Annotated in this window: 23 protein-coding genes; 15 read left to right on the top strand and 8 right to left on the bottom strand. The window is 70.9% G+C overall.

Going from position 1 to position 21083, the window contains the following annotated elements:
• Positions 1 to 80 precede the first annotated feature (80 nt).
• The 12 genes from FHU35_RS12775 to FHU35_RS12720 all read left to right on the top strand — a co-directional run bounded on the left by FHU35_RS12775 (position 81) and on the right by FHU35_RS12720 (position 10064).
• The gene (locus FHU35_RS12775; protein WP_145738891.1) at positions 81 to 566 is read left to right on the top strand and encodes an NUDIX domain-containing protein; all 486 of its coding nucleotides are present in this window, start codon (positions 81 to 83) and stop codon (positions 564 to 566) included.
• A 114-nt stretch (positions 567 to 680) separates the two neighbouring features.
• Positions 681 to 1502, top strand: coding sequence for a CoA transferase subunit A (locus tag FHU35_RS12770; RefSeq protein ID WP_145738889.1), 822 nt, complete (start codon positions 681 to 683; stop codon positions 1500 to 1502).
• Positions 1499 to 2254 carry a CoA-transferase subunit beta gene (locus FHU35_RS12765; protein ID WP_145738887.1) on the top strand — a complete coding sequence of 252 codons (756 nt, stop codon included), beginning with the start codon at positions 1499 to 1501 and terminating at the stop codon, positions 2252 to 2254. The genes FHU35_RS12770 and FHU35_RS12765 overlap by 4 nt, the downstream gene beginning before the upstream one ends.
• 97 nt (positions 2255 to 2351) lie before the next feature.
• Positions 2352 to 3104 carry a protocatechuate 3,4-dioxygenase subunit beta gene (pcaH, locus tag FHU35_RS12760; RefSeq protein WP_145738885.1) on the top strand — a complete coding sequence of 251 codons (753 nt, stop codon included), beginning with the start codon at positions 2352 to 2354 and terminating at the stop codon, positions 3102 to 3104.
• A complete protein-coding gene (gene pcaG, locus FHU35_RS12755) occupies positions 3104 to 3664 on the top strand; it encodes a protocatechuate 3,4-dioxygenase subunit alpha (protein ID WP_145738883.1) in 561 nt (186 codons plus the stop codon). The genes pcaH and pcaG overlap by 1 nt, the downstream gene beginning before the upstream one ends.
• Positions 3665 to 3702: 38 nt before the next feature.
• Positions 3703 to 5019 carry a 3-carboxy-cis,cis-muconate cycloisomerase gene (gene pcaB, locus FHU35_RS12750; protein WP_145738881.1) on the top strand — a complete coding sequence of 439 codons (1317 nt, stop codon included), beginning with the start codon at positions 3703 to 3705 and terminating at the stop codon, positions 5017 to 5019.
• Complete coding sequence (gene pcaD / locus FHU35_RS12745) at positions 5016 to 5774, top strand: 3-oxoadipate enol-lactonase (RefSeq protein WP_145738879.1); 759 nt, start codon at positions 5016 to 5018, stop codon at positions 5772 to 5774. Before pcaB ends, pcaD begins: the two co-directional genes overlap by 4 nt.
• On the top strand, positions 5771 to 6154 hold the full coding sequence (gene pcaC / locus FHU35_RS12740) for a 4-carboxymuconolactone decarboxylase (RefSeq protein WP_145738877.1): 384 nt from the start codon (positions 5771 to 5773) through the stop codon (positions 6152 to 6154). The genes pcaD and pcaC overlap by 4 nt, the downstream gene beginning before the upstream one ends.
• 126 nt (positions 6155 to 6280) lie before the next feature.
• Positions 6281 to 7081, top strand: a complete 801-nt coding sequence (locus tag FHU35_RS12735; RefSeq protein WP_145738876.1) for an IclR family transcriptional regulator — start codon at positions 6281 to 6283, stop codon at positions 7079 to 7081.
• Positions 7082 to 7255: 174 nt separating this feature from the next.
• On the top strand, positions 7256 to 7987 hold the full coding sequence (locus tag FHU35_RS12730; RefSeq protein WP_145738874.1) for a (Fe-S)-binding protein: 732 nt from the start codon (positions 7256 to 7258) through the stop codon (positions 7985 to 7987).
• 17 nt (positions 7988 to 8004) lie between these two features.
• Entirely contained in the window at positions 8005 to 9432 is a 1428-nt protein-coding gene (locus FHU35_RS12725; RefSeq protein ID WP_145739988.1) for a LutB/LldF family L-lactate oxidation iron-sulfur protein, read from the top strand.
• Complete coding sequence (locus tag FHU35_RS12720) at positions 9429 to 10064, top strand: LutC/YkgG family protein (RefSeq protein WP_145738872.1); 636 nt, start codon at positions 9429 to 9431, stop codon at positions 10062 to 10064. Before FHU35_RS12725 ends, FHU35_RS12720 begins: the two co-directional genes overlap by 4 nt.
• Positions 10065 to 10073: 9 nt before the next feature.
• Here the strand turns inward: FHU35_RS12720 and FHU35_RS12715 are convergent, their stop codons facing one another.
• Positions 10074 to 11105, bottom strand: coding sequence for a DUF3616 domain-containing protein (locus tag FHU35_RS12715; RefSeq protein WP_145738870.1), 1032 nt, complete (start codon positions 11103 to 11105; stop codon positions 10074 to 10076).
• A 163-nt stretch (positions 11106 to 11268) separates the two neighbouring features.
• On the opposite strand from FHU35_RS12715, the gene FHU35_RS12710 reads away from it, so the two are divergent.
• Entirely contained in the window at positions 11269 to 11481 is a 213-nt protein-coding gene (locus FHU35_RS12710; protein WP_145738868.1) for a hypothetical protein, read from the top strand.
• A 52-nt stretch (positions 11482 to 11533) separates the two neighbouring features.
• On the opposite strand, the gene FHU35_RS12705 is transcribed toward FHU35_RS12710, so the two are convergent.
• The 3 genes from FHU35_RS12705 to FHU35_RS12700 form a co-directional block, all read right to left on the bottom strand.
• Complete coding sequence (locus tag FHU35_RS12705; RefSeq protein WP_246110270.1) at positions 11534 to 12829, bottom strand: APC family permease; 1296 nt, start codon at positions 12827 to 12829, stop codon at positions 11534 to 11536.
• Positions 12802 to 13005 carry a hypothetical protein gene (locus tag FHU35_RS29895; RefSeq protein WP_246110269.1) on the bottom strand — a complete coding sequence of 68 codons (204 nt, stop codon included), beginning with the start codon at positions 13003 to 13005 and terminating at the stop codon, positions 12802 to 12804. The genes FHU35_RS12705 and FHU35_RS29895 overlap by 28 nt, the downstream gene beginning before the upstream one ends.
• Before the next feature lie 113 nt (positions 13006 to 13118).
• Complete coding sequence (locus FHU35_RS12700; RefSeq protein WP_246110268.1) at positions 13119 to 13835, bottom strand: GPP34 family phosphoprotein; 717 nt, start codon at positions 13833 to 13835, stop codon at positions 13119 to 13121.
• A gap of 307 nt (positions 13836 to 14142) precedes the next feature.
• On the opposite strand from FHU35_RS12700, the gene FHU35_RS12695 reads away from it, so the two are divergent.
• Positions 14143 to 16002 carry an ABC transporter ATP-binding protein gene (locus FHU35_RS12695; RefSeq protein WP_145739984.1) on the top strand — a complete coding sequence of 620 codons (1860 nt, stop codon included), beginning with the start codon at positions 14143 to 14145 and terminating at the stop codon, positions 16000 to 16002.
• A 6-nt stretch (positions 16003 to 16008) separates the two neighbouring features.
• On the opposite strand, the gene FHU35_RS12690 is transcribed toward FHU35_RS12695, so the two are convergent.
• From FHU35_RS12690 to FHU35_RS12675, 4 genes are all read right to left on the bottom strand, one after another.
• Positions 16009 to 16494, bottom strand: a complete 486-nt coding sequence (locus FHU35_RS12690) for a MarR family winged helix-turn-helix transcriptional regulator (RefSeq protein ID WP_222429357.1) — start codon at positions 16492 to 16494, stop codon at positions 16009 to 16011.
• 61 nt (positions 16495 to 16555) lie between these two features.
• On the bottom strand, positions 16556 to 17548 hold the full coding sequence (locus FHU35_RS12685) for a PHP domain-containing protein (RefSeq protein WP_246110267.1): 993 nt from the start codon (positions 17546 to 17548) through the stop codon (positions 16556 to 16558).
• Positions 17549 to 17624: 76 nt separating this feature from the next.
• On the bottom strand, positions 17625 to 18968 hold the full coding sequence (locus FHU35_RS12680) for an amidase (RefSeq protein WP_246110266.1): 1344 nt from the start codon (positions 18966 to 18968) through the stop codon (positions 17625 to 17627).
• 60 nt (positions 18969 to 19028) lie between these two features.
• Positions 19029 to 19811, bottom strand: coding sequence for a hypothetical protein (locus FHU35_RS12675; protein ID WP_145738864.1), 783 nt, complete (start codon positions 19809 to 19811; stop codon positions 19029 to 19031).
• A gap of 258 nt (positions 19812 to 20069) precedes the next feature.
• On the opposite strand from FHU35_RS12675, the gene FHU35_RS12670 reads away from it, so the two are divergent.
• A complete protein-coding gene (locus FHU35_RS12670) occupies positions 20070 to 20756 on the top strand; it encodes a GntR family transcriptional regulator (RefSeq protein ID WP_145738862.1) in 687 nt (228 codons plus the stop codon).
• Positions 20757 to 21083: the final 327 nt, after the last annotated feature.

The following is a 21083-nucleotide window of genomic DNA, read 5'->3' as shown; positions in this document are numbered from 1 at the left end:
CCCTTTCGAACGCAAGTGCCCGACGACCGGTCTCGGGTAAAGTGATCTTTTCTGGCAGCTTGTCGAAGGGACCCGCACCGATGCCCAAGTTCTCCTGGCACACCGACCCCGTTCCGGCGGGTCTGGCGGTGCGGCAGGTGTACGGGTTCCTGTTCGTCCCGGACGGGCGACTGCTGATCCGCCTCGACGGCAGCAAGCACACCCTGCCCGGCGGACGGCCGGAGCCGGGCGAGGTCGCCTACGCCGACATCCTGCGCCGCGAGGCCATGGAGGAGGTCACGGTCGACATCGACGACCCGCACTACCTCGGCTACCAGTGCGTCAACGACAGCATCTCCCCCTACGCCCAGGTCCGGATGGCCGCGCTCATCTCCTGCGCGCACCCGCCCGCTCCCGACCCCGACAGCGGGCGCACCTACCGGCGGCTGCTGGTGAACCCGAGCAGCGCCGGCGACCTGCTCGCCTGGGGCGAGACCGGGTACCTGCAGGCGACCGCCGCAGCAGAGGCCGCCGTCGAGGTGCTCGGCCTTCCCGCCGGCGGACTCCCGCCCACCGGCGAGCTCTGAGCCCCCGCGGGGCGCTTCAACCAGGCGAAATCGACTTGACCGGACTCCTTCACGGCCTCTATCGTTCGCATAGAGCACATCTGTTCACTATGCGCACAACGAGAGGTGGTCGGGGTGGCACGCATCCTGGACCTTCGCGAGGCCGTCGCCGAACTGGTCCGCGACGGTGACACGGTGGCGCTGGAGGGCTTCACGCACCTCATCCCGGTCGCCGCCGGTCACGAGATCATCCGGCAGGGCCGCAAGGACCTCACACTGGTCCGGATGACGCCGGACATCGTCTACGACCAGATGATCGGTGCGGGCTGCGCGCGCAAGCTGATCTTCTCCTGGGGCGGCAACCCCGGTGTCGGCTCGCTGCACCGCTTCCGCGACGCCATCCAGAACTCCTGGCCGGTGCCGCTGGAGATCGAGGAGCACAGCCACGCCGGCATGGCGAACCGCTACGCCGCCGGGGCCTCCGGGCTGCCGTTCGCCGTGCTGCGCGGCTACACCGGGACCGACCTGCCCGGCCAGACCGAGACGATCAAGCCGATCGAGTGCCCCTTCACCGGCGAGCGGCTCACCGCCGTGCCCGCCGTGAACCCGGACGTGGGCATCATCCACGCGCAGCGCGCCGACCGGGCGGGCAACGTGCAGATGTGGGGCATCACGGGCGTGCAGAAGGAGGCCGTGCTGGCCTCCGCGCGGTCGCTGGTCACCGTCGAGGAGATCGTCGAGGAGCTCACCCCGGTACCCGGTTCCGTGGTGCTGCCGCAGTGGGCGGTCAGCGCGGTCGCCGAGGTGCCGCGCGGCGCCCACCCCTCCTACGCGCAGGGCTACTACGAGCGGGACAACGACTACTACCAGCAGTGGGATCCGATCGGCCGCGATCGCGAGCGCTTCGAGCAGTGGTTGGAGACCGAGGTCCGCGGTGCGGAGAGGAGCGCGCGATGAGCCAGGAGTTCACCTCCGACGAGATGATGACCGTCGGTGCCGCCCGGTCGCTGGAGAACGAGGCGAAGTGCTTCGTGGGCATCGGCCTGCCCAGCACCGCGGCCAACCTCGCCCGCCGGACGCACGCGCCGGACCTGGTGCTGATCTACGAGTCCGGAACACTCGGCGCCAAACCGGACCGGCTGCCGCTGTCCATCGGCGACGGCGTGCTGGCCGACACCGCTGACTCGGTGGTCAGCGTCCCGGAGATCTTCAACTACTGGCTGCAGCCCGGCCGCATCGACATCGGTTTCCTCGGCGGGGCGCAGGTCGACCGCTTCGGCAACATCAACACCACCGTCATCGGCGGCGACTACCGCAACCCCAAGGTCCGGCTGCCGGGAGCGGGCGGTGCCCCGGAGATCGCGGCCTCGTGCCGCGAGGTGCTGATCGTGATGCGGATGAGCCCCCGCAGCTTCGTCGACCGCGTCGACTTCGTGACCTCGCTGGGTTACGGCACCGGCAAGGGCGACCGCGACGAGCTGGGCCTGCGCGGACGCGGCCCGGTCAAGGTCATCACCGACCTCGGCGTGCTGCGCCCGGATCCGGAGACCTGCGAGCTGACGCTCACCGAGCTCAGCCCCGGCTCCACCGTCGAACAGGCCCGCGAGGCCGTCGGCTGGGAGCTCAAGATCGCCGACGATCTCGGGAGGCAGGATCCGCCCAGTGAGAAGGAGCTGGAAGTCCTCCGGGCGCTGAAAGCTACGGTCTGAAGCGTGGCGAGCGTCGCGGACACCTCGTCCCCGTCCCGATTCCGCCACACCGGAACACCGCACGAGCCACTGGCAGAGCCGCCCGAGGAGCCCTCCCATGACCGTTCATGAGACCCGGTCCGAGTCCGGTCTCATCCTGCCGGACTACGCGCCCGACAACGCCTCGCACCCGCCGCTGGACTCCGCCGAATACCGCTCGTCGGCGCTGCGGCACCCGAAGCAGCCGCTGCAGTATCTGCCGCAGCACCTGACCGAGGTGACCGGTCCGCTGCTGGGCGAGGACCGGTGCGGCGAGCACGACGACGATCTCACCGCCCAGCACGACGGCGAGCCGCTGGGCGAGCGGATCATCGTGAGCGGCAAGGTCCTGGACTCGGGCGGGACGCCGATCCCGAACACCCTGGTGGAGATCTGGCAGGCCAACGCGGCCGGGCGCTACCTGCACCAGGGCGACCGGCATCCGGCCCCGCTGGACCCGAACTTCTCCGGGACCGGCCGCTGCATGACCGACTCCGAGGGCAACTACGGGTTCGTCACCATCAAGCCGGGCGCGTACCCGTGGCGCAACCACGACAACGCGTGGCGGCCCGCGCACATCCACTTCTCCCTGTTCGGGCAGGCGTTCACCCAGCGGCTGATCACCCAGATGTACTTCCCCGGCGATCCGCTGTTCTACCAGGACCCGATCTTCAACTCGGTGCGCGACGAGCAGGCCCGCGACCGCATGGTCTCGCGGTTCGACCTCGACTCGACCGTTCCCGAGTGGGCGTTGAGCTTCAAGTGGGACATCGTGCTGCGCGGCCCCCAGGCCACCGTGTTCGAGGACGAGGAAGAGGAGGACGACGACTGATGGCCGAACCCGCCACCACCCCGTCCCAGACGGTCGGACCCTTCTTCGCGCTGCCCGGCGGCATGCTGTGGGACGACGGGCCCGAACTCGTTCCCGCCGGCCGCGAGGGCGCGTTCGTGCTGCACGGCGTTCTGCGCGACGGCGCCGGTGATCCCGTGCCCGACGGCGTGATCGAGATCTGGCAGGCCGACGAGCGGGGCCGCTTCGACCACTCCGCCGATCCGCGCCCGGAATCCTCCGGCTGGCAGGGATTCGGCCGCTGCCCCACCGACGCCGAAGGCCGGTTCTGGTTCCGCACGGTCAAACCCGGAACGCTGCCCACCCCGTCCGGCGAGACCGAAGCACCGCACATCGACGTGACCGTGCTCGCGCGCGGCATGCTCAACCGGGTGGTCACCCGCGTGTACTTCCCCGACGAGCAGGCCAACGCCGGCGACCCCGTCCTCTCCCGGGTGCCCTCCGCGCGCCGGGACACCGTGCTCGGCACCCGCGATGCCGAGGGCCTGCGATTCGACATCCGCCTGCAGGGCGATGGCGAAACGGTGTTCTTCGCGGTCTGATGGTGCCGCGAGTCCACACAGGATCGAGGGAGGCCGGCTTGTTCCGCGCGATGTTCAGCACCCCGGAGGCCACGGCGCGCACCAGCGACGACGCGTGGTTGCAGGCGATGCTGGACTTCGAGTCGGCGCTGGCCGCCGCCCAGGCGAGCGCCGGGATCGTGCCCGCCGAAGCCGCCGCGGACATCGCCGCGCACTGCCGGGCCGAGGAGTTCGACTCCGCTTTCCTCGGTGAGCGGGCGGTGGCCTCGGCGACACCGGTGATCGCGCTGGTCAAGGACCTCACCGCGTCGGTCGGCCCGGGTTCGCGGCCACACGTGCACCGGGGCGCGACCAGCCAGGACGTCCTCGACACAGCGGCCGCGCTGATCACCCGCGACGTGCTGGAGCTGGTCCTGGCCGATCTTCGGGCCGCGGCCGGCGAGTGCGCGCGGCTGGCAGACGAGCACCGCGACACGCCGCTCGTGGCCAGGTCCCTGCTGCAGCAGGCGCTCCCGACGACCTTCGGCCTGCGCTGCGCGGGATGGCTGACCGCGCTGGACGAGGCGATCGCCACGCTGCGCCGGGTCCCGCTGGCCGTGCAGTTCGGCGGCGCGGCAGGCACCCTCGCGTCGCTGGGCCCGAGCGGGCCCGAGGTGCTGGGTGATCTCGCCGCGCGGCTGCGACTCGCCGAACCCGTGCTCCCCTGGCACACCGATCGCACCCGGATCGCCGAACTCGCCGGCGCGCTGGGCACGGCCTCCGGCGCGATGGGCAAGATCGCGCTGGACGTCGAGCTGCACGCCCAGACCGAGGTCGGCGAGCTCTCCGAGGGCAAGCCCGGCGGCTCGTCGGCCATGCCGCACAAGCAGAACCCCGCAACATCGGTGCTGATCAGCGCCGCGACCCGGCGGGCGCCGGGCTTGGTGGCGACGCTGCTCTCGGCGATGCCGCAGGCCTACGAGCGCGCGGCAGGCGCGTGGCAGTCGGAGTGGGAACCGCTCGTCGAGCTGCTGCGGCTGACCGCCGCCGCTGCCCACCGCACCCGGGAACTGCTGGCGGACCTCCGCGTCCACCCGGACCGCATGGCCGCCAACCTCGAGCTCACCCGCGGTCTGGTGCTCGCCGAGAACGTCGCGGGCCACCTCTCCGACGCGCTCGGACGGACCGAGGCCCAGGACCTGGTCGCTGAGCTGTGCCGCCGCACCGTCGAGCGCGGTAGCTCGCTGCGCGCGGAGCTGCTCGCCGAACCGAGGGTCCGGGACGTGCTCACCGAGGACGAGATCATCGCGGCGACCTCGCCCGCGGATTACCTCGGCGCCGCATCGGTTTTCATCGATCGAGCGCTGGAATCGCACACCAGATGGGAGAAGCGGTGAACGTCGACCACGAACTGACCGGACCCGACGGGGCCCCGGTCGTGGTGCTGTCCAACTCGCTGGGCACCGACCTGCGCCTGTGGGACGAGCAGGTGCCCGCGCTGTCCGAGAGGTTCCGCGTGCTGCGCTACGACCAGCGCGGGCACGGCGGCACCGGCACCGAACCCGGCCCGTACGCGCTGGACCAGCTCGGCGGCGACGTGCTGGAGCTGCTGGACCGGCTGGGCATCGAGAAGGCCCACTTCGCCGGGGTGTCGCTGGGCGGCATGACCGGGATGTGGCTGGCGGAGCGCGCGCCGGAGCGCATCGACCGGCTGGCGCTGATCTGCACCTCCGCCGACCTGGGCAGCACCCCCTGGCTCGAGCGCGCGGCGAAGGTGCGCGCCAACGGGATGGCGGCGATGGTCGAACCCTCCCTGCCCCGCTGGTTCACCCCGGCCGCTGCGGAGCGCCCCGACATCCGGGCGAAGTTCGAGGACATGATCGTCAAGGCGGACGCCGAGGGGTACGCGGCGTGCTGCGAGGCGATCGCCGGGATGGACGTGCTCGGCGGTCTTCCCGGGATCACCGCTCCCACCCTGGTGATCGCCGGTGCCGAGGACCCCGCCACGCCCCCGTCGCACGCGGAGCGCATCGCCGAGGGAGTGAGAAGCGCGCGCGTGGAGGTCCTCTCCCCGGCCGCGCACCTGGCCAACGCGGAGCAGCCGGACGCGGTCAACGAGCTCCTGCTGGAGCACTTCGGAGGAGCCGCATGAGCGACGACACCCCTCACGACGCGGGAATGCGGGTGCGCCGCGCCGTTCTCGGCGATGCCCACGTGGACCGCGCCAACGAGCGCAAGACCGAGTTCACCGCGGACTTCCAGGACTTCATCACCCGCTACGCGTGGGGCGAGGTGTGGACCGGCGACGGCGTGGACCGGCCGACGCGCAGCATGCTGACGCTGGCGATCTTGGCCGCCACCGGGTGCGAGGACGAGTTCGCGATGCACGTGCGCGCCGCCCGCCGCAACGGACTGGAACCGGAACGCATCAAGGAAGTGCTGATGCACGTGGCGATCTACGCGGGCGTGCCCCGCGCCAACACGGCGTTCGGGATCGCCAATGCGATCCTCGCCGACGAGCGAACGGAGTAGGCTCCTCGCCCGAACGATCGTGCTGCACCGCGGTTCCAGCCGAGCGCTGTACCTGGAACGGGGGCCACCACCGCATACTGGAACGGCTCCTGACGCAGGGCGACACCGCCGACGAGGGGATCATCGATGGACTCCGAGTCCGACAACGGCACCGGCCACGTGCAGTCGCTGGCGCGCGGGCTGCTGGTGATCCGCGCGTTCAACGAGGCCAACCCGGAGATGACCCTCTCGGAAGTCGCGCGCGCGACCGAGTTGTCGCGCGCGGCGGCGCGCCGGTTCCTGCACACGCTCGTGCACCTGGGTTACGTGTGGACCGACGGCCGGGTGTTCGCGCTGACCCCGCGCGTGCTGGAGCTCGGGTTCGCCTACCTCTCGAGCGTGTCGCTGCCGGAGATCGCGCAGCCCCACCTGGAGAAGCTGGTCTCCGAGGTGCACGAATCGGCGTCGGTGTCGGTGCTCGACGGCACCGACATCGTCTACGTCGCCCGCGTTCCCACCTCGCGGATCATGGCCGTCTCGATCAACATCGGCACCCGTTTCCCCGCCTACGCGACGTCGATGGGCCGGGTGATGCTGGCCGATCTGCCCGAGGACAAGCTCAGCGCCCACCTGGACCAGATCGACCTCGCACCGCTGGGCCCGCACACCATCACCTCGCGGGCCGAGCTGGTCGAGGAGCTCGCCCGCGTCCGGGAGCAGGGCTGGGCGCTGGTCGATCAGGAGCTCGAGGTGGGACTTCGCTCGATCGCGGCACCGGTGCGCGACCGCTACGACCGGGTCGTGGCGGCCGCCAACATCTCCTCGCACGCCACCAGGACCACCGGCGAAGCCGCCCGCGAGGACCTGCTGCCGCCGCTGCTGGAGACCACGCGACGCATCGCCGCCGACCTCGCGGTCTCGCCCCAATCCCGCGCGGTGGTCCGCTGAACCGGACGGCGAGCGGCTCCGCCCCTCGCACCGCCGGGCGAACCGATCCTCGGGTGCGCCCCTCCGCCCTGTTATGGTCCGACCATACAATGGTCCGCAACGTCCGGTGTCGCGGCGCGCAGTGCGCGAAGATGCTCGCGAGCCGCGAACGGAGGAGGAACCGGTGATGCGTTCATGAAGGTGGCACTGTTCGCGACCTGCCTGGGGGACACGATGTTCCCCGAAGCCCCGAAGGCGACCCTGCAGGTCCTGGAACGACTCGGCTGCGACGTGGACTTCCCCGCTGCTCAGACGTGCTGCGGGCAGATGCACACCAACACCGGCTACCGGAAGCAGGCGAAGTCCTCGGTGCGCACCTTCGTGGAGGCCTTCGACGGCTACGACGCGATCGTGGCGCCGTCGGGCTCGTGCGTCGCCTCGGTCCGCCACCAGCACTCGCTGGTCGCCGAAGGGGACCGCGCCCTCAGCCGCGCTGTGGATCACACCGCACCGAAGGTCCACGAGCTCTCGGAGTTCCTCGTCGACGTCATGGGCGTGACCGACGTCGGCGCCTACTTCCCGCACCGGGTCACCTACCACCCGACCTGCCACTCGGCTCGGCTACTGCGGGTCGGCGACCGGCCGCTGCGCCTGCTGCGCGCGGTGCGATCGCTGGAACTCGCGGAGTTGCCCGAAGCCGAGCAGTGCTGCGGCTTCGGCGGCACGTTCGCGCTGAAGAACCCCGACGTGTCGGTGGCGATGGGTTCCGACAAGGCGCGGCACGTGCGCGACACCGGCGCGGAGGTGCTGTGCGCCGGGGACGCCTCGTGCCTGATGCACATCGGCGGGCTGCTGTCCCGCGAGCGGTCCGGGGTCAAGGTCTTGCACCTGGCCGAGATCCTGGCTTCGACGGAAGGAGAGCTGTGAGTGCCACGCACCTGGGAATGCCGTCGTTCCCGCACGCGGCCAAGCGCGAACTCGCGAATGCGCAGCTGCGGCACAACCTCGCCAACGCCACCACCACGATCCGCCACAAGCGAGCCGAGGTCGTCGACGAGCTCGACGACTGGCCGCAGCTTCGCGAGTCCGGCGCGGCGATCAAGGCGCACGCGCTGTCCCACCTGGACACCTACCTGGAGCAGTTCGAGACCGCGGTGACCAACGCCGGCGGCACGGTGCACTGGGCTCGTGATGCCGACGAGGCCAACCGGATCGTCACCGAGCTGGTCCGGGAGACCGGCGAGCGCGAGGTGGTCAAGGTCAAGTCGATGGCCACCCAGGAGATCGACCTCAACGGCGCTCTGGAGGACGCCGGGATCGACGCCTGGGAGACCGACCTGGCGGAGTTGATCGTCCAGCTGGGAGACGACACCCCGAGCCACATCCTGGTGCCCGCGATCCACCGCAACCGCGCGGAGATCCGCGAGATCTTCCGCGACGAGATGGGCAAGGTCGGCACCCCCGCCCCCGAGGACCTGACCGACGACCCGGCCCAGCTCGCCGACGCCGCGCGCCAGCACCTCCGGGAGAAGTTCCTGCGCGCCAAGGTGGCGGTCTCGGGCGCCAACTTCGCGGTCGCCGACAGCGGCACCCTGGTGGTCGTCGAGTCGGAGGGCAACGGCCGGATGTGCCTGACGCTGCCCGAGACGCTGATCAGCGTGGTGGGCATCGAGAAGATCGTGCCGACATGGCAGGACCTCGAGGTCTTCCTGCAGCTGCTCCCCCGGTCGAGCACCGGTGAGCGGATGAACCCCTACACCTCGACCTGGACCGGCGTCGCGGCGGGCGACGGCCCGCAGAACTTCCACGTGGTGCTGCTGGACAACGGGCGCACCAACGCGCTGGCCGACGAGGTCGGGCGGCAGGCGCTGCGCTGCATCCGCTGCTCGGCCTGCTTGAACGTGTGCCCGGTCTACGAGCGCACCGGTGGCCACGCCTACGGCTCGGTCTACCCGGGTCCGATCGGCGCGGTGCTGACACCGCAGCTGCGCGGGACCGAGTCCGAGGTGGACAAGTCGCTTCCCTTCGCGTCCTCGCTGTGCGGTGCGTGCTACGACGTGTGCCCGGTGGCCATCGACATCCCGGACCTGCTGGTGCACCTGCGCACCCGCGTCGTCGAGGAGCACTCGAGCGCTCGCGACAAGCCGCTCGACGCGCTGATGGGCGTGGCCTCGTGGGTCTTGGGTGACGCGAAGCGCCTGGCGTGGGCGCAGAAGGCGGCGTCGCTGAGCCGGAAGGTCATCGGCCGCAAGGGGAAGATCGGCCGCCTGCCGGCACCGCTGTCGCGGTGGACGGACGCGCGCGATGCGCCGGCGCCGGCGCAGGAATCGTTCCGGTCCTGGTGGGAGCGGACCCGAGGAGGCAAGGAATGAGCGCGGATTCGGCTCGCGAGGCCGTGCTGGGGCGCGTGCGGGAGGCTCTGCGCGGCACCGAGCGCCAGCCCCTGTCGGCCGTTCCCCGCGACTACCGCACGTCCCGTCCGGCGGACGACCTGGTGGGGCTTTTCTGCGAAGCGGTCGCCGACTACAAGGCCACTGTGGACAGGGTGGCCGGCGACGCCGTCCCCTCGGCGATCGCCACGACGGCGCGCGCGTCCGGGGCGCGGCGGTTGCTGATCCCCGACGGCGCACCACGGGCGTGGTCGGAGGCGCTGCGCGAGGAGTTCGAGCTCGTCGACCCGGCAGCAGGCACCGAGGCGTTGGAGCAGGTGGACGCGGTGATCACCACAGCTGCGGTGGGCATCGCCTCGACCGGCACGATCGTCCTCGACCACGGTCCGGGACAGGGCCGACGCGCGGTCACCCTGGTCCCGGACGTGCACATCTGCGTGGTGGCCGAGAACCAGGTCGCCGACGACGTCCCCGCCGCCATGTCGCGGCTGGACCCGGTCCGGCCCACGACGTTCATCAGCGGACCGTCGGCCACCAGCGACATCGAGCTCAAGCGGGTCGAGGGCGTCCACGGGCCGCGAACGCTGCACGTCCTGGTCGCCCCGATGCCCTGACCCGGCGGGTCAGAGCGGGACCACGTCGGCCAGGACCGTGCCCGCCTCTTCCAGGCGGCGGGCGGCGGGGCTGTCGTAGACGACGAGCAGTTCGCCGGAGGGCAGCAGGGCGAGCCCTTCGGCGTGGTCGTCGCCCTCGCCGTGCGGCAGGTCGATTTCGCGATGCAGCTCCGCGCGGTGGACGACATCGGCCGTGTCGAGGGTGGCCGCGCCCGGCCAGCGGTAGACGCGGACCGGTCCGTCGAGGTCCATCGACGGACCGGCGAGCAGCAGCAGGTCGTCTCCGTGCACGCACATGTCGCGGATGCCCAGCCCGTCGAGGTCGAGGAAGATCTTGGCGTAGCGGTGGCCGTTGAGCTTGCGCAGCTCGAGCTCTCCGTCGTCCGCGCGGGGTTCCACCAGCAGCACCACCGCCCAGCCGCGCAGCACCGGGCCGCGCAGTCCGAGGTAGACGCGCTCGTGACCGGGTTCGCCGTGCACGGCGATGCCTTCGACGTCGAGCCCGTTGTCCTTGCCCGGGATGGACAGGAACGGCGCCAGGTGCTCGTCGTCGGCCAGGAGGTCGAACAGCCCTCCCCTGCCGAGCGCCGCGCTGGGCGCTCCTTCGTCGGTGCGCGCGGCGGGCACGGCATCGGCGAGCGCGATGCGGGCGAGCACGCGGCGGCTCGGTTCGGCGCTCACCGAGGCGAGCCGCTTGGCCGCCTTCGCGTCGGAGTGGTGGGACTTGACCTTGCGGCGCTTGGCGCTGTGCGATCCGACCACCCACAGGAACGGTCCGTTGCGGGAGATCCCCTCGACGTCGACCTCCTCGTCGGCTTCGCCGGGCAGGTCGATCACATCGGCCAGCGGGAAGGTCACGTGCTCCCGGTACTCGGCGGGCTTGGCCGGGTCGTCGCAGGTGAGACGCTCGATCGTGGCGGTTTCGTCGCCCGCGATCCACAGGTGCTCCCCGTCGGTGCGCACCGCCGAGAGGTTGGTGTGCGTGCCGGATTCGAGCGCACCGGCGGTGAAGATCAATCGCACCGTTCGTGCTACGTTCATCCGTCGTTTGTACCAGGATGTTCCAGCGTGAGCCGCTGGATCTGGTGAACGTGATGATCTCCTCGCGCACACGATCAAGTGACCGCGGGAACCGGGCGGAGGACGCGCGGGTCCTAGCCGACGTCGTTGTCCTCGCGTCTTTGGGAGAAGGAAAGGGGTCGCCGTGCCAGACATCCGGGTCCGGCTCCGCGGAGGGCCGCAGGACGGTCAGGAAGTGACCGTCTCGGCCGACTCATCGGGCAAACCGATCCCGCGCATCACCCTGCCGGCACGCGCTCGCAACCCGGAAGCCGTACCCCCTCGGCTGATCTACGAGCGCTCCGGCAAGAGCGGTGATGGAACCTGGGTATTCCGCTACGTGGGTGCCGAAACCTGACACCTCGTGGCCGCGGCAGGGCACCGAGCCGGGTGCCCTCCCGCGACCTGGATCAACGGCCGACCAGCGCTTCCGGACCCATGCGCACGACGGTGGCCCGGGCGCCCATCCCGATGCGCGCGTAGACCTCCGGCCTGATCCGCTTGAGCACCGCTCCCCACGCCATCCCGGTCGCGAAAACCACGGCCAGGCCCGAGGGCACGACCCAGCCCAGCACGTGCCCGGGCGGGAGGCCCAGCGTGGAGCCGTAGGACGAGACGGCCAGCACCAGCGCGATCGCCAGCAGCACCGCCGCGACCGAGGGCGCGACCGCGGTCGGCCACGCGCCGTGCCCGTGACCCGCGACGCCGCGGAAGTAGCCGATCACGGCGATCGACGTCAGCAGGACCAGCAGCATGACCCCCAGCGCACCCGTGATGACGCTCCAGAAGAACAGGTGCACGGCCGGGTCCAGCTCCAGACCTCCGGTGAGCAGCACGGCGATCGCCGCGACCGCGGTCGCCATCAGCGAGCCCGCAACCGGCGCCGCGGTGCGCGTGCTGGTTCGCGCCCACCAGGAGGCGCCCACCCCTTCGCGGCCGAGGGAGAACAGGTACCGGGCGCACACGTGGTGGAACGCGAGCGCCGCGGCGAACAACGACGTCAGGTAGAGGCAGTTGCCCAGGTCCACCAGGGCGACCGGCAGCCTCTCCGCGGCTAGTGCGAACAGCAGCCTCGTGGAGTGCCGGTCGGCAGCGGCCACCACGGTGCCCGTTCCGGTCGTCGCGACGATCGCCCAGGTGGATGCCGAGAACAGCACGCCCAGGACCAGCAACGACAGGTACCCGGCGTGCAGGACGGTGCGCAGATCGCGGGCCTGCTGGGCAAGCACGGTGAGGTTGGCGAAGCCGATGAAGCCGCTGAAGGCGATCAGCACGATCGCCCCGGAGGAGCCGGTCAGCAGCACGGCGGGATCCAGCGATCCGACCCCCGCGCCCGGCGCCGGTGTCACGAAGAAGGCGATGTCGTAGACGACCAGCACGCTCACCTCGGCCAGCAGGAGCAGCGCGAGGACCCGGCCGTTGACGTCGATGAGCTGCAGCCCGAGCACCGCGACGAGCACGATCGCGGCGGCCGAGAACCACCACCAGGCCACGCCGGCACCGATGAGTCGCTCCGCGAAATCCGCTGCGCCGACGCCGAAACCACCGACCAGGCCGCTGAGGATCAGCAGGTAGGACACGACCGCCACGGCTCCGGCGCCGGTCCCGGCGGAGCCGCCGAGGCCTTTCGCGATGTAGGCGTAGAAGGCACCGGCGTTGTCGACGTGCCGCGACATGGTCAGGTAGCCGATCGAGAACGCGCCCACGACCAGCGCCCGGCGTAGCCGAGCGGCACCCCGGCCGTGGCGGCCACCGCGAACCCGCTCACCGCCACGCCACCGACGATCGTGGCAGGGGCACCGGCGGCCACCGTGAAGAACACGATCGACAGCACCCCCATCCTGGATCCGGCCAGTGCCGCCGACACCTTCGAAGGTGGCAACTTCACGCTCCTCGTGGTGTTGTGGGGGGCATTGCCGAATCACGTCGCTCAGCGGTGCGGGTAGCGGGTTCTCACCCTGGAACAACGGCTCCGGCACGTCCTGAAACGACTCCTCAGTGCCGAGGTGTGATCGCGGATTTCCCCCGCGCGGCGGCGATCTCGTAGATCAGGTTGCGCAACGTGCCGGGCAGCAGGGACTCCCAGGACTCCATCCGGAACTCCCCCTGGCGCAGGACCTGCTTGGAGAACCGGGCCTGGCGCAGCGCGCCGGTCTCGCGCGCCAGCAGCGCGAAGGTGATCTCGGCGAGCCGTTCGGGCACGGTGATCACGCCGTTGCGCGTCGCGGTCTCGGTGCCGGTGAAGAGCTCTTCGAGGACCGCGGTGGCGTCCCCGTGCTGCACGTCGTCGACGCGCCAGGCCGCTGCCGAACCTCCGCGCAGTCCGCCGGAGACCGGGACCTCCCGCAGAACGTCGACCAGCACCAGCCGGGAGCGCACCTTCTCCACCGCGTGCTGGGCCAGGTACTCCAGCCAGGTGCGCAGGTCGTGGCCCGATTCGCGGCGGACCTCGCGCAGCACCGTCCACGACAGGAAATCGGGGCAGCGCCCGTTGCCGCTGGGCCGCACGTCGGGGGTGAGAGCGATCTCCTCCTCCACGATGAGCTCGGCCAGGAGGCCTCCGGCGCATCCCAGCGCGAGCAGGTCCAGGTCGATCCGCGGCGAGATGCGGCCCTCGCCGCCGTGCGCGATGAGGAAGAACCTGTCGGCGATCCGCAGCGGCAGTCGCGTGCCGTGGTGATCCGGAACGATCCGGGTCGCGCCCTTCAACACGTGGTCGCTCCTCCACCAGCCAGAACGTCTTCGCCACGACCGCCGCACCGCTCGGATGAGCGCCGACGGCGGGCCCTGCCGCGCAGTGCCCGCTCATAGTTCAAGATCAACCTCGTTCCGCGCATCGGCCCGAGGTGTGATGTGGCCGAATCGTTGTGGCGATCAACCGTCCGCTTGCCCGCGCGCGGGAACATCCGGCAGGCGCATTGACTTCCACCTAACACGAAGTCCGAGGATGTAGGGGACCGAACCTGCTCGACACCACCACGTCACGAAGGACCGCCAAGTGGACGCCTCCAACTGGTCGATGATGCGCTCGTTCGCGAGCGACAAGTCAGTCACCCGGCAACGCCTGTCAGCGGGCTTGCTGCGCCGGATCGCCGGCTACGCCCGCCCCTACCTGCGCGACATCGTGCCGTTCCTGGTGCTGGTAGCGCTGGCCGCCGTGCTCGGGGTGGTCAACCCGCTGCTATTCAAGGCCATCATCGACGACGGCATCGTGCCGCGGAACTTCTCGCTGGTGGTGTGGCTGGCGGTGGCGGTCGCCGGGGTCGCGGTGGCGGAGGCCGTCATGAGCCTCGCCCAGCGCTGGTACTCCGCCCGCCTCGGCGAAGGCCTGATCTACGACCTCCGCAGCGAGGTCTTCGACCACGTGCAGCGGATGCCGGTGGCCTTCTTCGTGCGCGCCCAGACCGGAGCGCTGGTCAGCAGGCTCAACAACGACGTCATCGGCGCCCAGCGAGCGCTCACCTCGACGCTCTCGTCGGTGGTGTCCAACGTCCTGAGCCTCGTGCTGGTGCTGGCCACCATGTTCACGCTGTCCTGGCAGATCACGGTGATCTCGCTGGTCCTGCTACCGCTGTTCATCCTGCCGGTGCGCTGGGTGGGCCGCAGGCTGCAGCGCATCACTCGCGAGCAGATGAAGCTCGACGCGGAGATGAGCTCGCTGATGACCGAGCGCTTCGGCGTCGCCGGAGCGATGCTCGCCAAGCTCTACGGCCGCGCCGACGAAGAGTCCGACCGCTTCGCCCGTCGAGCCGAGAAGGTCCGCGACATGGGCATCGTCTCGGCCATGTACAGCCGGGTGTTCGTGGTGGCGCTGACGCTGCTGGCGGCACTGGCCACCGCGGTGGTCTACGGGTTCGGAGGTGGCCTGGTGCTGGCCGGCGCCTTCCAGCTGGGCACCCTCGTCGCGCTGGCCACGCTGCTCAACCGGCTCTACGGGCCGTTGACCGCGCTGTCGAACGTGCACGTGGACGTGATGACGGCGCTGGTGAGCTTCGACCGGGTCTTCGAAGTCCTCGACCTCAAGCCGATGATCACCGAGAAGCCCGACGCCCGGGAGCTTCCCGCCGGTGCCTCCGACGTTGAGTTCGACCACGTCTCGTTCCGCTACCCCGCGTCCAGCGAGGTGTCGCTGGCCTCGTTGGAGTCCGTGGCCCGACCGGACAACTCCCCCGCACACCCGGTGCTGCACGACATCAGCTTCCACGCCGAACCGGGCCACACGATCGCCCTGGTCGGCCACTCCGGTGCCGGCAAGACGACCATCACCAACCTGGCCGGGCGGCTCTACGACGTCGACACCGGTTCGGTGCGCATCGGCGGTGTGGACGTCCGGGACGCCTCGCTGACCTCGCTCTACGAGCACGTCGGCGTGGTCACCCAGGAAGCGCACCTGTTCCACGACACCATCCGGGAGAACCTCGCCTTCGCCCGTCCGGAAGCCGAGGAGCACGAGCTGATCGAAGCCCTGCGCACCGCGCAGCTGGGACACCTGATCGACTCGCTGCCGGACGGACTGGACACGGTCGTCGGCGACCGCGGCCACCGGCTCTCCGGCGGCGAGAAGCAGCGGCTCGCCCTCGCGCGCCTGCTGCTCAAGGCCCCGCCGATCGTCGTCCTCGACGAGGCGACCGCGCACCTGGACTCGGAGTCCGAGGCGGCCGTGCAGCGGGCGCTGGCCGGGGCGTTGTCCGGTCGCACCGCGCTGGTCATCGCCCACCGCCTGGCCACCATCCGGGAGGCCGACCGGATCCTGGTCATCGACGAGGGCACGATCGTCGAGGAGGGCACGCACGAGGAGCTGCTGGCCCGCGGCGGCCACTACGCGGAGCTGTACCGGACGCAGTTCGCGGCGCAGTCCGACGCCGACGAAGCGGCCTGACGCAGGTCAGCCGGGCGGGGCCACCGAGAGGGTCCCGTCCGGATCGACCTGGGCGAGCAGCGCGGTGCACAGCTCGTCGAGGAGCTCGACCTGCCCGGGGCCGAGACCGTCCATGATCAGCGAGCGGACCTGCTCGACGTGCCCCGGAGCCGAGGCGACGACCTTGGCCATCCCGTCCTCGGTGAGCTCGGCGATGCTGCCGCGCGCGTCGTCCTCGGCCTTGCGGCGGGCGACGAAGCCCTGCTGCTCCAACCGGGACACCACGTGCGACACGCGGGAGGCCGAGGCGTTGGACTGCTGAGCGAGGTGACTCATCCGGAGCTGCCTGCCGGGCGCCTCGGAGAGCATCGCCAGCACCCAGTAGCCGAACATCGTCAGTCCGGAGTCGCGCTGCAGCTGCCCGTCCAGAGCGGTCGGCACCACGCTCATCAGGGCGGCCAGCTTCCGCCAGGCGCGCTGCTCGTGATCGCTCAGCCAGCGCGTGTCAGTCACGCGGCCGAGCCTAACAGCAGTTCAAGCTTCAAGGAGTTCTCCGGCACGACCCCGACCGCGGTCAGGCCGACATCTCTTCCGCCGAGCGGGTGTTGATGATCCGGTCCGGCCCGATCCCGCACTCCTCCGCTCGACTGCAGCCGTGGTCGAGCCAGTCCAGCTGACCCGGGGCGTGGGCGTCGGAGTCGATGCTGAAGACGCAGCCCAGATCCCGTGCCAGGCCCAGCAGTTCGCGAGGCGGGTCGAGCCGATCGGGCCGCGAGTTGATCTCCACGGCGACGTCGTGGTCCCGGCAAGCGGTGAAGACCTCCCTGGCGTCGAAGGTCGACTGAGGTCGCCTGCGGCCGCCGACGAGCCGCCCGGTGCAGTGCCCCAGCACGTCGACGTGCGGGTTGCGCACGGCGGCGACCATGCGACGGGTCATCGGAGCCGCCTCCATCCGCAGTTCCGAGTGCACGCTGGCCACCACCACGTCGAGCGAGGCCAGCAGGTCCTCGTCCTGGTCGAGGCCGCCGTCGCTGAGGATGTCGACCTCGATGCCGGTGAGGATGCGGAACGGCGCCATGTGCCGGTTGAGCGCGGCGACCACCTCGAGCTGCTCGCGCAGCCGTTCGGCCGACAGCCCGCGCGCGATCGTCAGCCGCGGCGAGTGGTCGGTCAGCGCCATCCACTCGTGTCCCAGCCACCGCGCGGCAGCGGCCATCTCGGCGATCGGGCTGCCTCCGTCGGACCAGTCGGAATGGGCGTGGCAGTCGCCGCGCAGCGCTGCTCTCACCGCTTCGCCGTGCTCCGGGGTCTCGGCCTCGTCGCGCAGCTTCTGCAAGTAGCCGGGCGTGTCACCGGCGTGGGCCTCGGTGATCACCGCTGCGGTAGTGCGACCGATGCCGTCCAGGTCCGTCAGCCTCCCGGACTCCACGCGCCGGTCGAGATCGGACAACTCGGAGATGACCGCGACCGCGCGCCGGAACGCCCGCACCCGGTACGTGGGCGCGTTCTGCTTCTCCAGCCAGAAGGCGATCTCGCGCAGCGCCGAGACCGCAGCGTCATCAGCCACCCGTCATTGGTATCCGGTGAGCCGCGCGTTCGCCACCGCCGCGCGACCGGTGGCCGCGGTGAGACGAGCCGGGCGATCAGCGGCTGACGCGCTCGGCCACGGCGAACAGCAGGTCCTCCTGGCCAGGTCGGCCGACCAGCTGCAGTCCGACGGGCAGCCCGTCGACCGTTCCGGCGGGCACCGAGACCGCCGGGGCTCCGGCGAGGTTCCAGGGCCGGGTGAGGCCGATCAGCGGACTTCGCACCGAGGTCGGCGCACCGTTGACGTCGACCTCGCGCTGGTCGACCTCGGGCGCGACGACGCAGGTCGTGGGCATGGCGAGCAGCTCCACCTCCGCGAGCAGGTCGGAGACCGCGGCGCGCCAGTCGTCTCGTTCGGTCAGCGCCCGCACGTACTGCCAGCCCGCCGTCTCCCCCGCCAACCGCAGGATCGCCAGCACGTCATCGGTGAACAGCTCCGGCGAGTCGGCGACGCGCTCGGCGTGCACGGCGTGCGCCTCGCTGAACTGGATCGCGCCGAAGGCGCGCACCATGCCGTCCAGGCCCCGCGGCCGGACCTCGCGCACGTCGAGACCGTCGGCGCGCAGCGCTTCACGAGCGAGTTCGGCGACCCGAGCATCGGTGGGGTGCAGCAGCTCCGGCGGAATCCAGCCGATGTCGACCTCGGACCCGCGCTCGCGGCGAGGCATCGGCCGCAACCCGGCCAGAACCCGGTAACCCAGCCTGCAATCGGACGCGGTGCCCGCCAGCACGCCGATGTGGTCGAGCGTCCGCGACAGCGGGAAGACGCCGTCGGTGGGCACCGCTCCGTGGGCCGGCTTGAACCCGGCGACACCGCACAGCGACGCGGGGATGCGCACCGAGCCGCCGGTGTCGGTGCCCAGTGCCAACGGCACCATCCCGGCGGCCACCGCTGCCCCGCTGCCGCCGCTGGATCCTCCCGACATCCGCCCGGTGTCATGCGGATTGCGCGAGGCACCGTTGTGGGCGCGGTCCCCGGTGGGGCCGAAGGCGAACTCGTGGGTCGTGGTCTTGCCGATGATCACCGCACCGGCCTCCCGGAGCCGCTGCACGCACGCGGCGTCCGATGTGGACACGTTCTCGGCGAAGTGCGCCGATCCCATCGTGGTGCGCGCCCCTGCGACGTCGATGATGTCCTTGACCGCCACCGGGATGCCGTGCAGAGGGCCTCGATCGAGGCCGTCGGCGAGCTCCGCGTCGGCCTTCTCCGCCGCGCGCCGGGCCCCTGCGGCATCGACGGTGACGAAGGCGTTGACCTCGCCGTCGAGCGCGTCGATGGCGGTGAGCGCCGCCTCGACGAGGTCGACGCAGCGCAACTCCTCGGTGCGCAGCTGCTCGCCCAGCTCCCCGATGGTGCGGCCGCGGAAGAACCCCGCCGTCTGCTGCGTCCCCGTGCTCACGGCGCCTCCCGCCAGGCTGATCAGCGAAGGGCTCATCTTCGGCGTGCGAACGACGATCCGTCAACGCCGTTCGCGCACAGCGGTGATCGTCAGCAGCACCGCCACCAGTGCGGTCATCGCCAGCGACAGGAGCATCCCCTCCAGGTCCTGCGCAGGCCCGCGCCCTGCCACGCCCGCCAGCACGGACCTGACCCCGATGAACACCAGCACCACGGAGAACCCGACGGACGCGTCCGGCACCGACCCGCACAGCCGAGCGGTCAACCGCACCAACCGGACCGCTCCGATCAACGCCAGCAGGTTCGCGCACAGCACCAGCACCGAGCCCCCGCCGGTGGCCGAGACGGCGAACGCGGCGAACACCACCGCAGCGGGGATCATGCCGACGGTCAGCACGCCCGCTTCGGGGAGTCCGGAGTCGCCGTGCTGGACCAGCCGCCACGCCAGCCACAGCACGAGCAGCCCGAACACCCACGAGAGCCCCGCCGTGGGACCGACCCCCGTGGCCACCAGCACGACCCGCGCGCACGCCGTCGCCGCGACCGCGAGCACCACCAGCCGCTTCGCCTCCGGCACCCGGAAGCTCAACACCACCAGCACGACGACCAGGTCCACGGTCATCCCGATCGCCGATCCCCAGGCCGCCAGGAACGGCACGGCCTGCGTCGGTGCGGCCAGCCCCAGACCGGCTGCGACCAGCAACGCCGCGATGACGCCGGCGCCCGCCACGGGCAGGTCGTGCCGGGCAGGGGCACGTCCCCTGGCGCAGCTGAGCAGATCGGCGGCCACCGCGGCGAGCAGGACGACCAGGGCTGCGGACGGGAGTAACGCGGGCACGCTCATCGGCGCCTCCGGCAGTGGGGAACGCTCCCCGCAGGCCTCGGCTCTCGGGCCTGGCATCGGTGGTTGTAGCCCGGCGACGCGGTGGTGTCCAGGACCACACCGGTTATCCATCCGTTCGGCCCAGCAGCTGGTCCACACTGGACGAACCGGTTCCACCGCGCGCGTCGAAGCCAGACCTGACTGTTGGGATACTGTATGCTAAAGCCACGGGCTCAGTCCCGTGGCCACCGTCGGTACGAGCAACCGGAGCTGAGGCGCATGTCCCTGACCTCGAAACTGTCCGAGGGCATCGCCGCCCGCCAGGTGACGCGACCGGTGCCGCTGCGCGAGACGGTCTACGAGGCCATCCTCGAACTGATCATCACCGGCGAGCTCAAGCCCGGGCAGCACCTGGTCGAGAAGGAGCTCGCCGAAGCGCTCGGAGTGTCCCGCCAGCCGGTCCGCGAGGCGCTCCAGTGGCTCAAGAAAGACGAGTGGGTCGACCTGCGGCCCGGTTACGGCGCCTTCGTGCACAGCCCCACGCCGGAGGAAGCGGACCAGCTCCTGGGCGTGCGCACGCTGCTGGAGGCCGAATCCGCGCGTCTGGCCGCGCTGAACTCCACCAAGGACGGGGTCGCCGAGCTCAAGCGGATCTACAAGTCCGGCCTCGCCGCCATCAAGGCCGACGACGTGGAAGCCGTCGTCGCCGCCAACGCCGAGCTGCACGCCACGATCACCGAGATGTCGGGCAACAAGGTCCTCAACGAACTCGCGGCCCAGATCAACCGCAGGGTCCGCTGGTACCACACGCCCGTCGCCAAGAGCCGGGGCAAGCAGGCCTGGGACGAGCACGCCGCGCTCATCGAGGCCATCACCGCCAAGGACGCCGACACGGCGGCCCGGCTCATGCGCGAGCACACCGAGCACACCCGCGAGAGCTACCTCGCCCAGACCACCGAGGACTGAGCCGCTGCCTTCGCAGCGGCCGAGGTGAGATCAGGGTCCAGACCCCGCCTGCTCTCCCCGGGGGCGGTAGATCAATCCACACGCTCGGACTTTCCGGCTGTGAAAGGCCCGAGAAAGCTGACTCGGGCAGTATTCATGTCGCCTGCCTGGGGCACATGAGCGTCCGTTTGACTCCGTTCGACGGTCGCTCGGGTGGCCGGGCGCCGGTTCGATGGGTGATGGGGGATTCATCGCACCGGCGCCGGCGTCACCGTTCAGGGAGGGGGACCGAAGAGCGGCTGCTTGTGGGGAGCGGCCGCTCTTTTCCTTTTCTCCCGTCGAGTGCCG

The sequence above is a fragment of the Saccharopolyspora dendranthemae genome (assembly GCF_007829955.1).
Lineage (GTDB): Bacteria > Actinomycetota > Actinomycetes > Mycobacteriales > Pseudonocardiaceae > Saccharopolyspora > Saccharopolyspora dendranthemae.
Note: the sequence above shows the minus strand (reverse complement) of the source record. Positions and strands in the feature narration are given on the sequence as shown.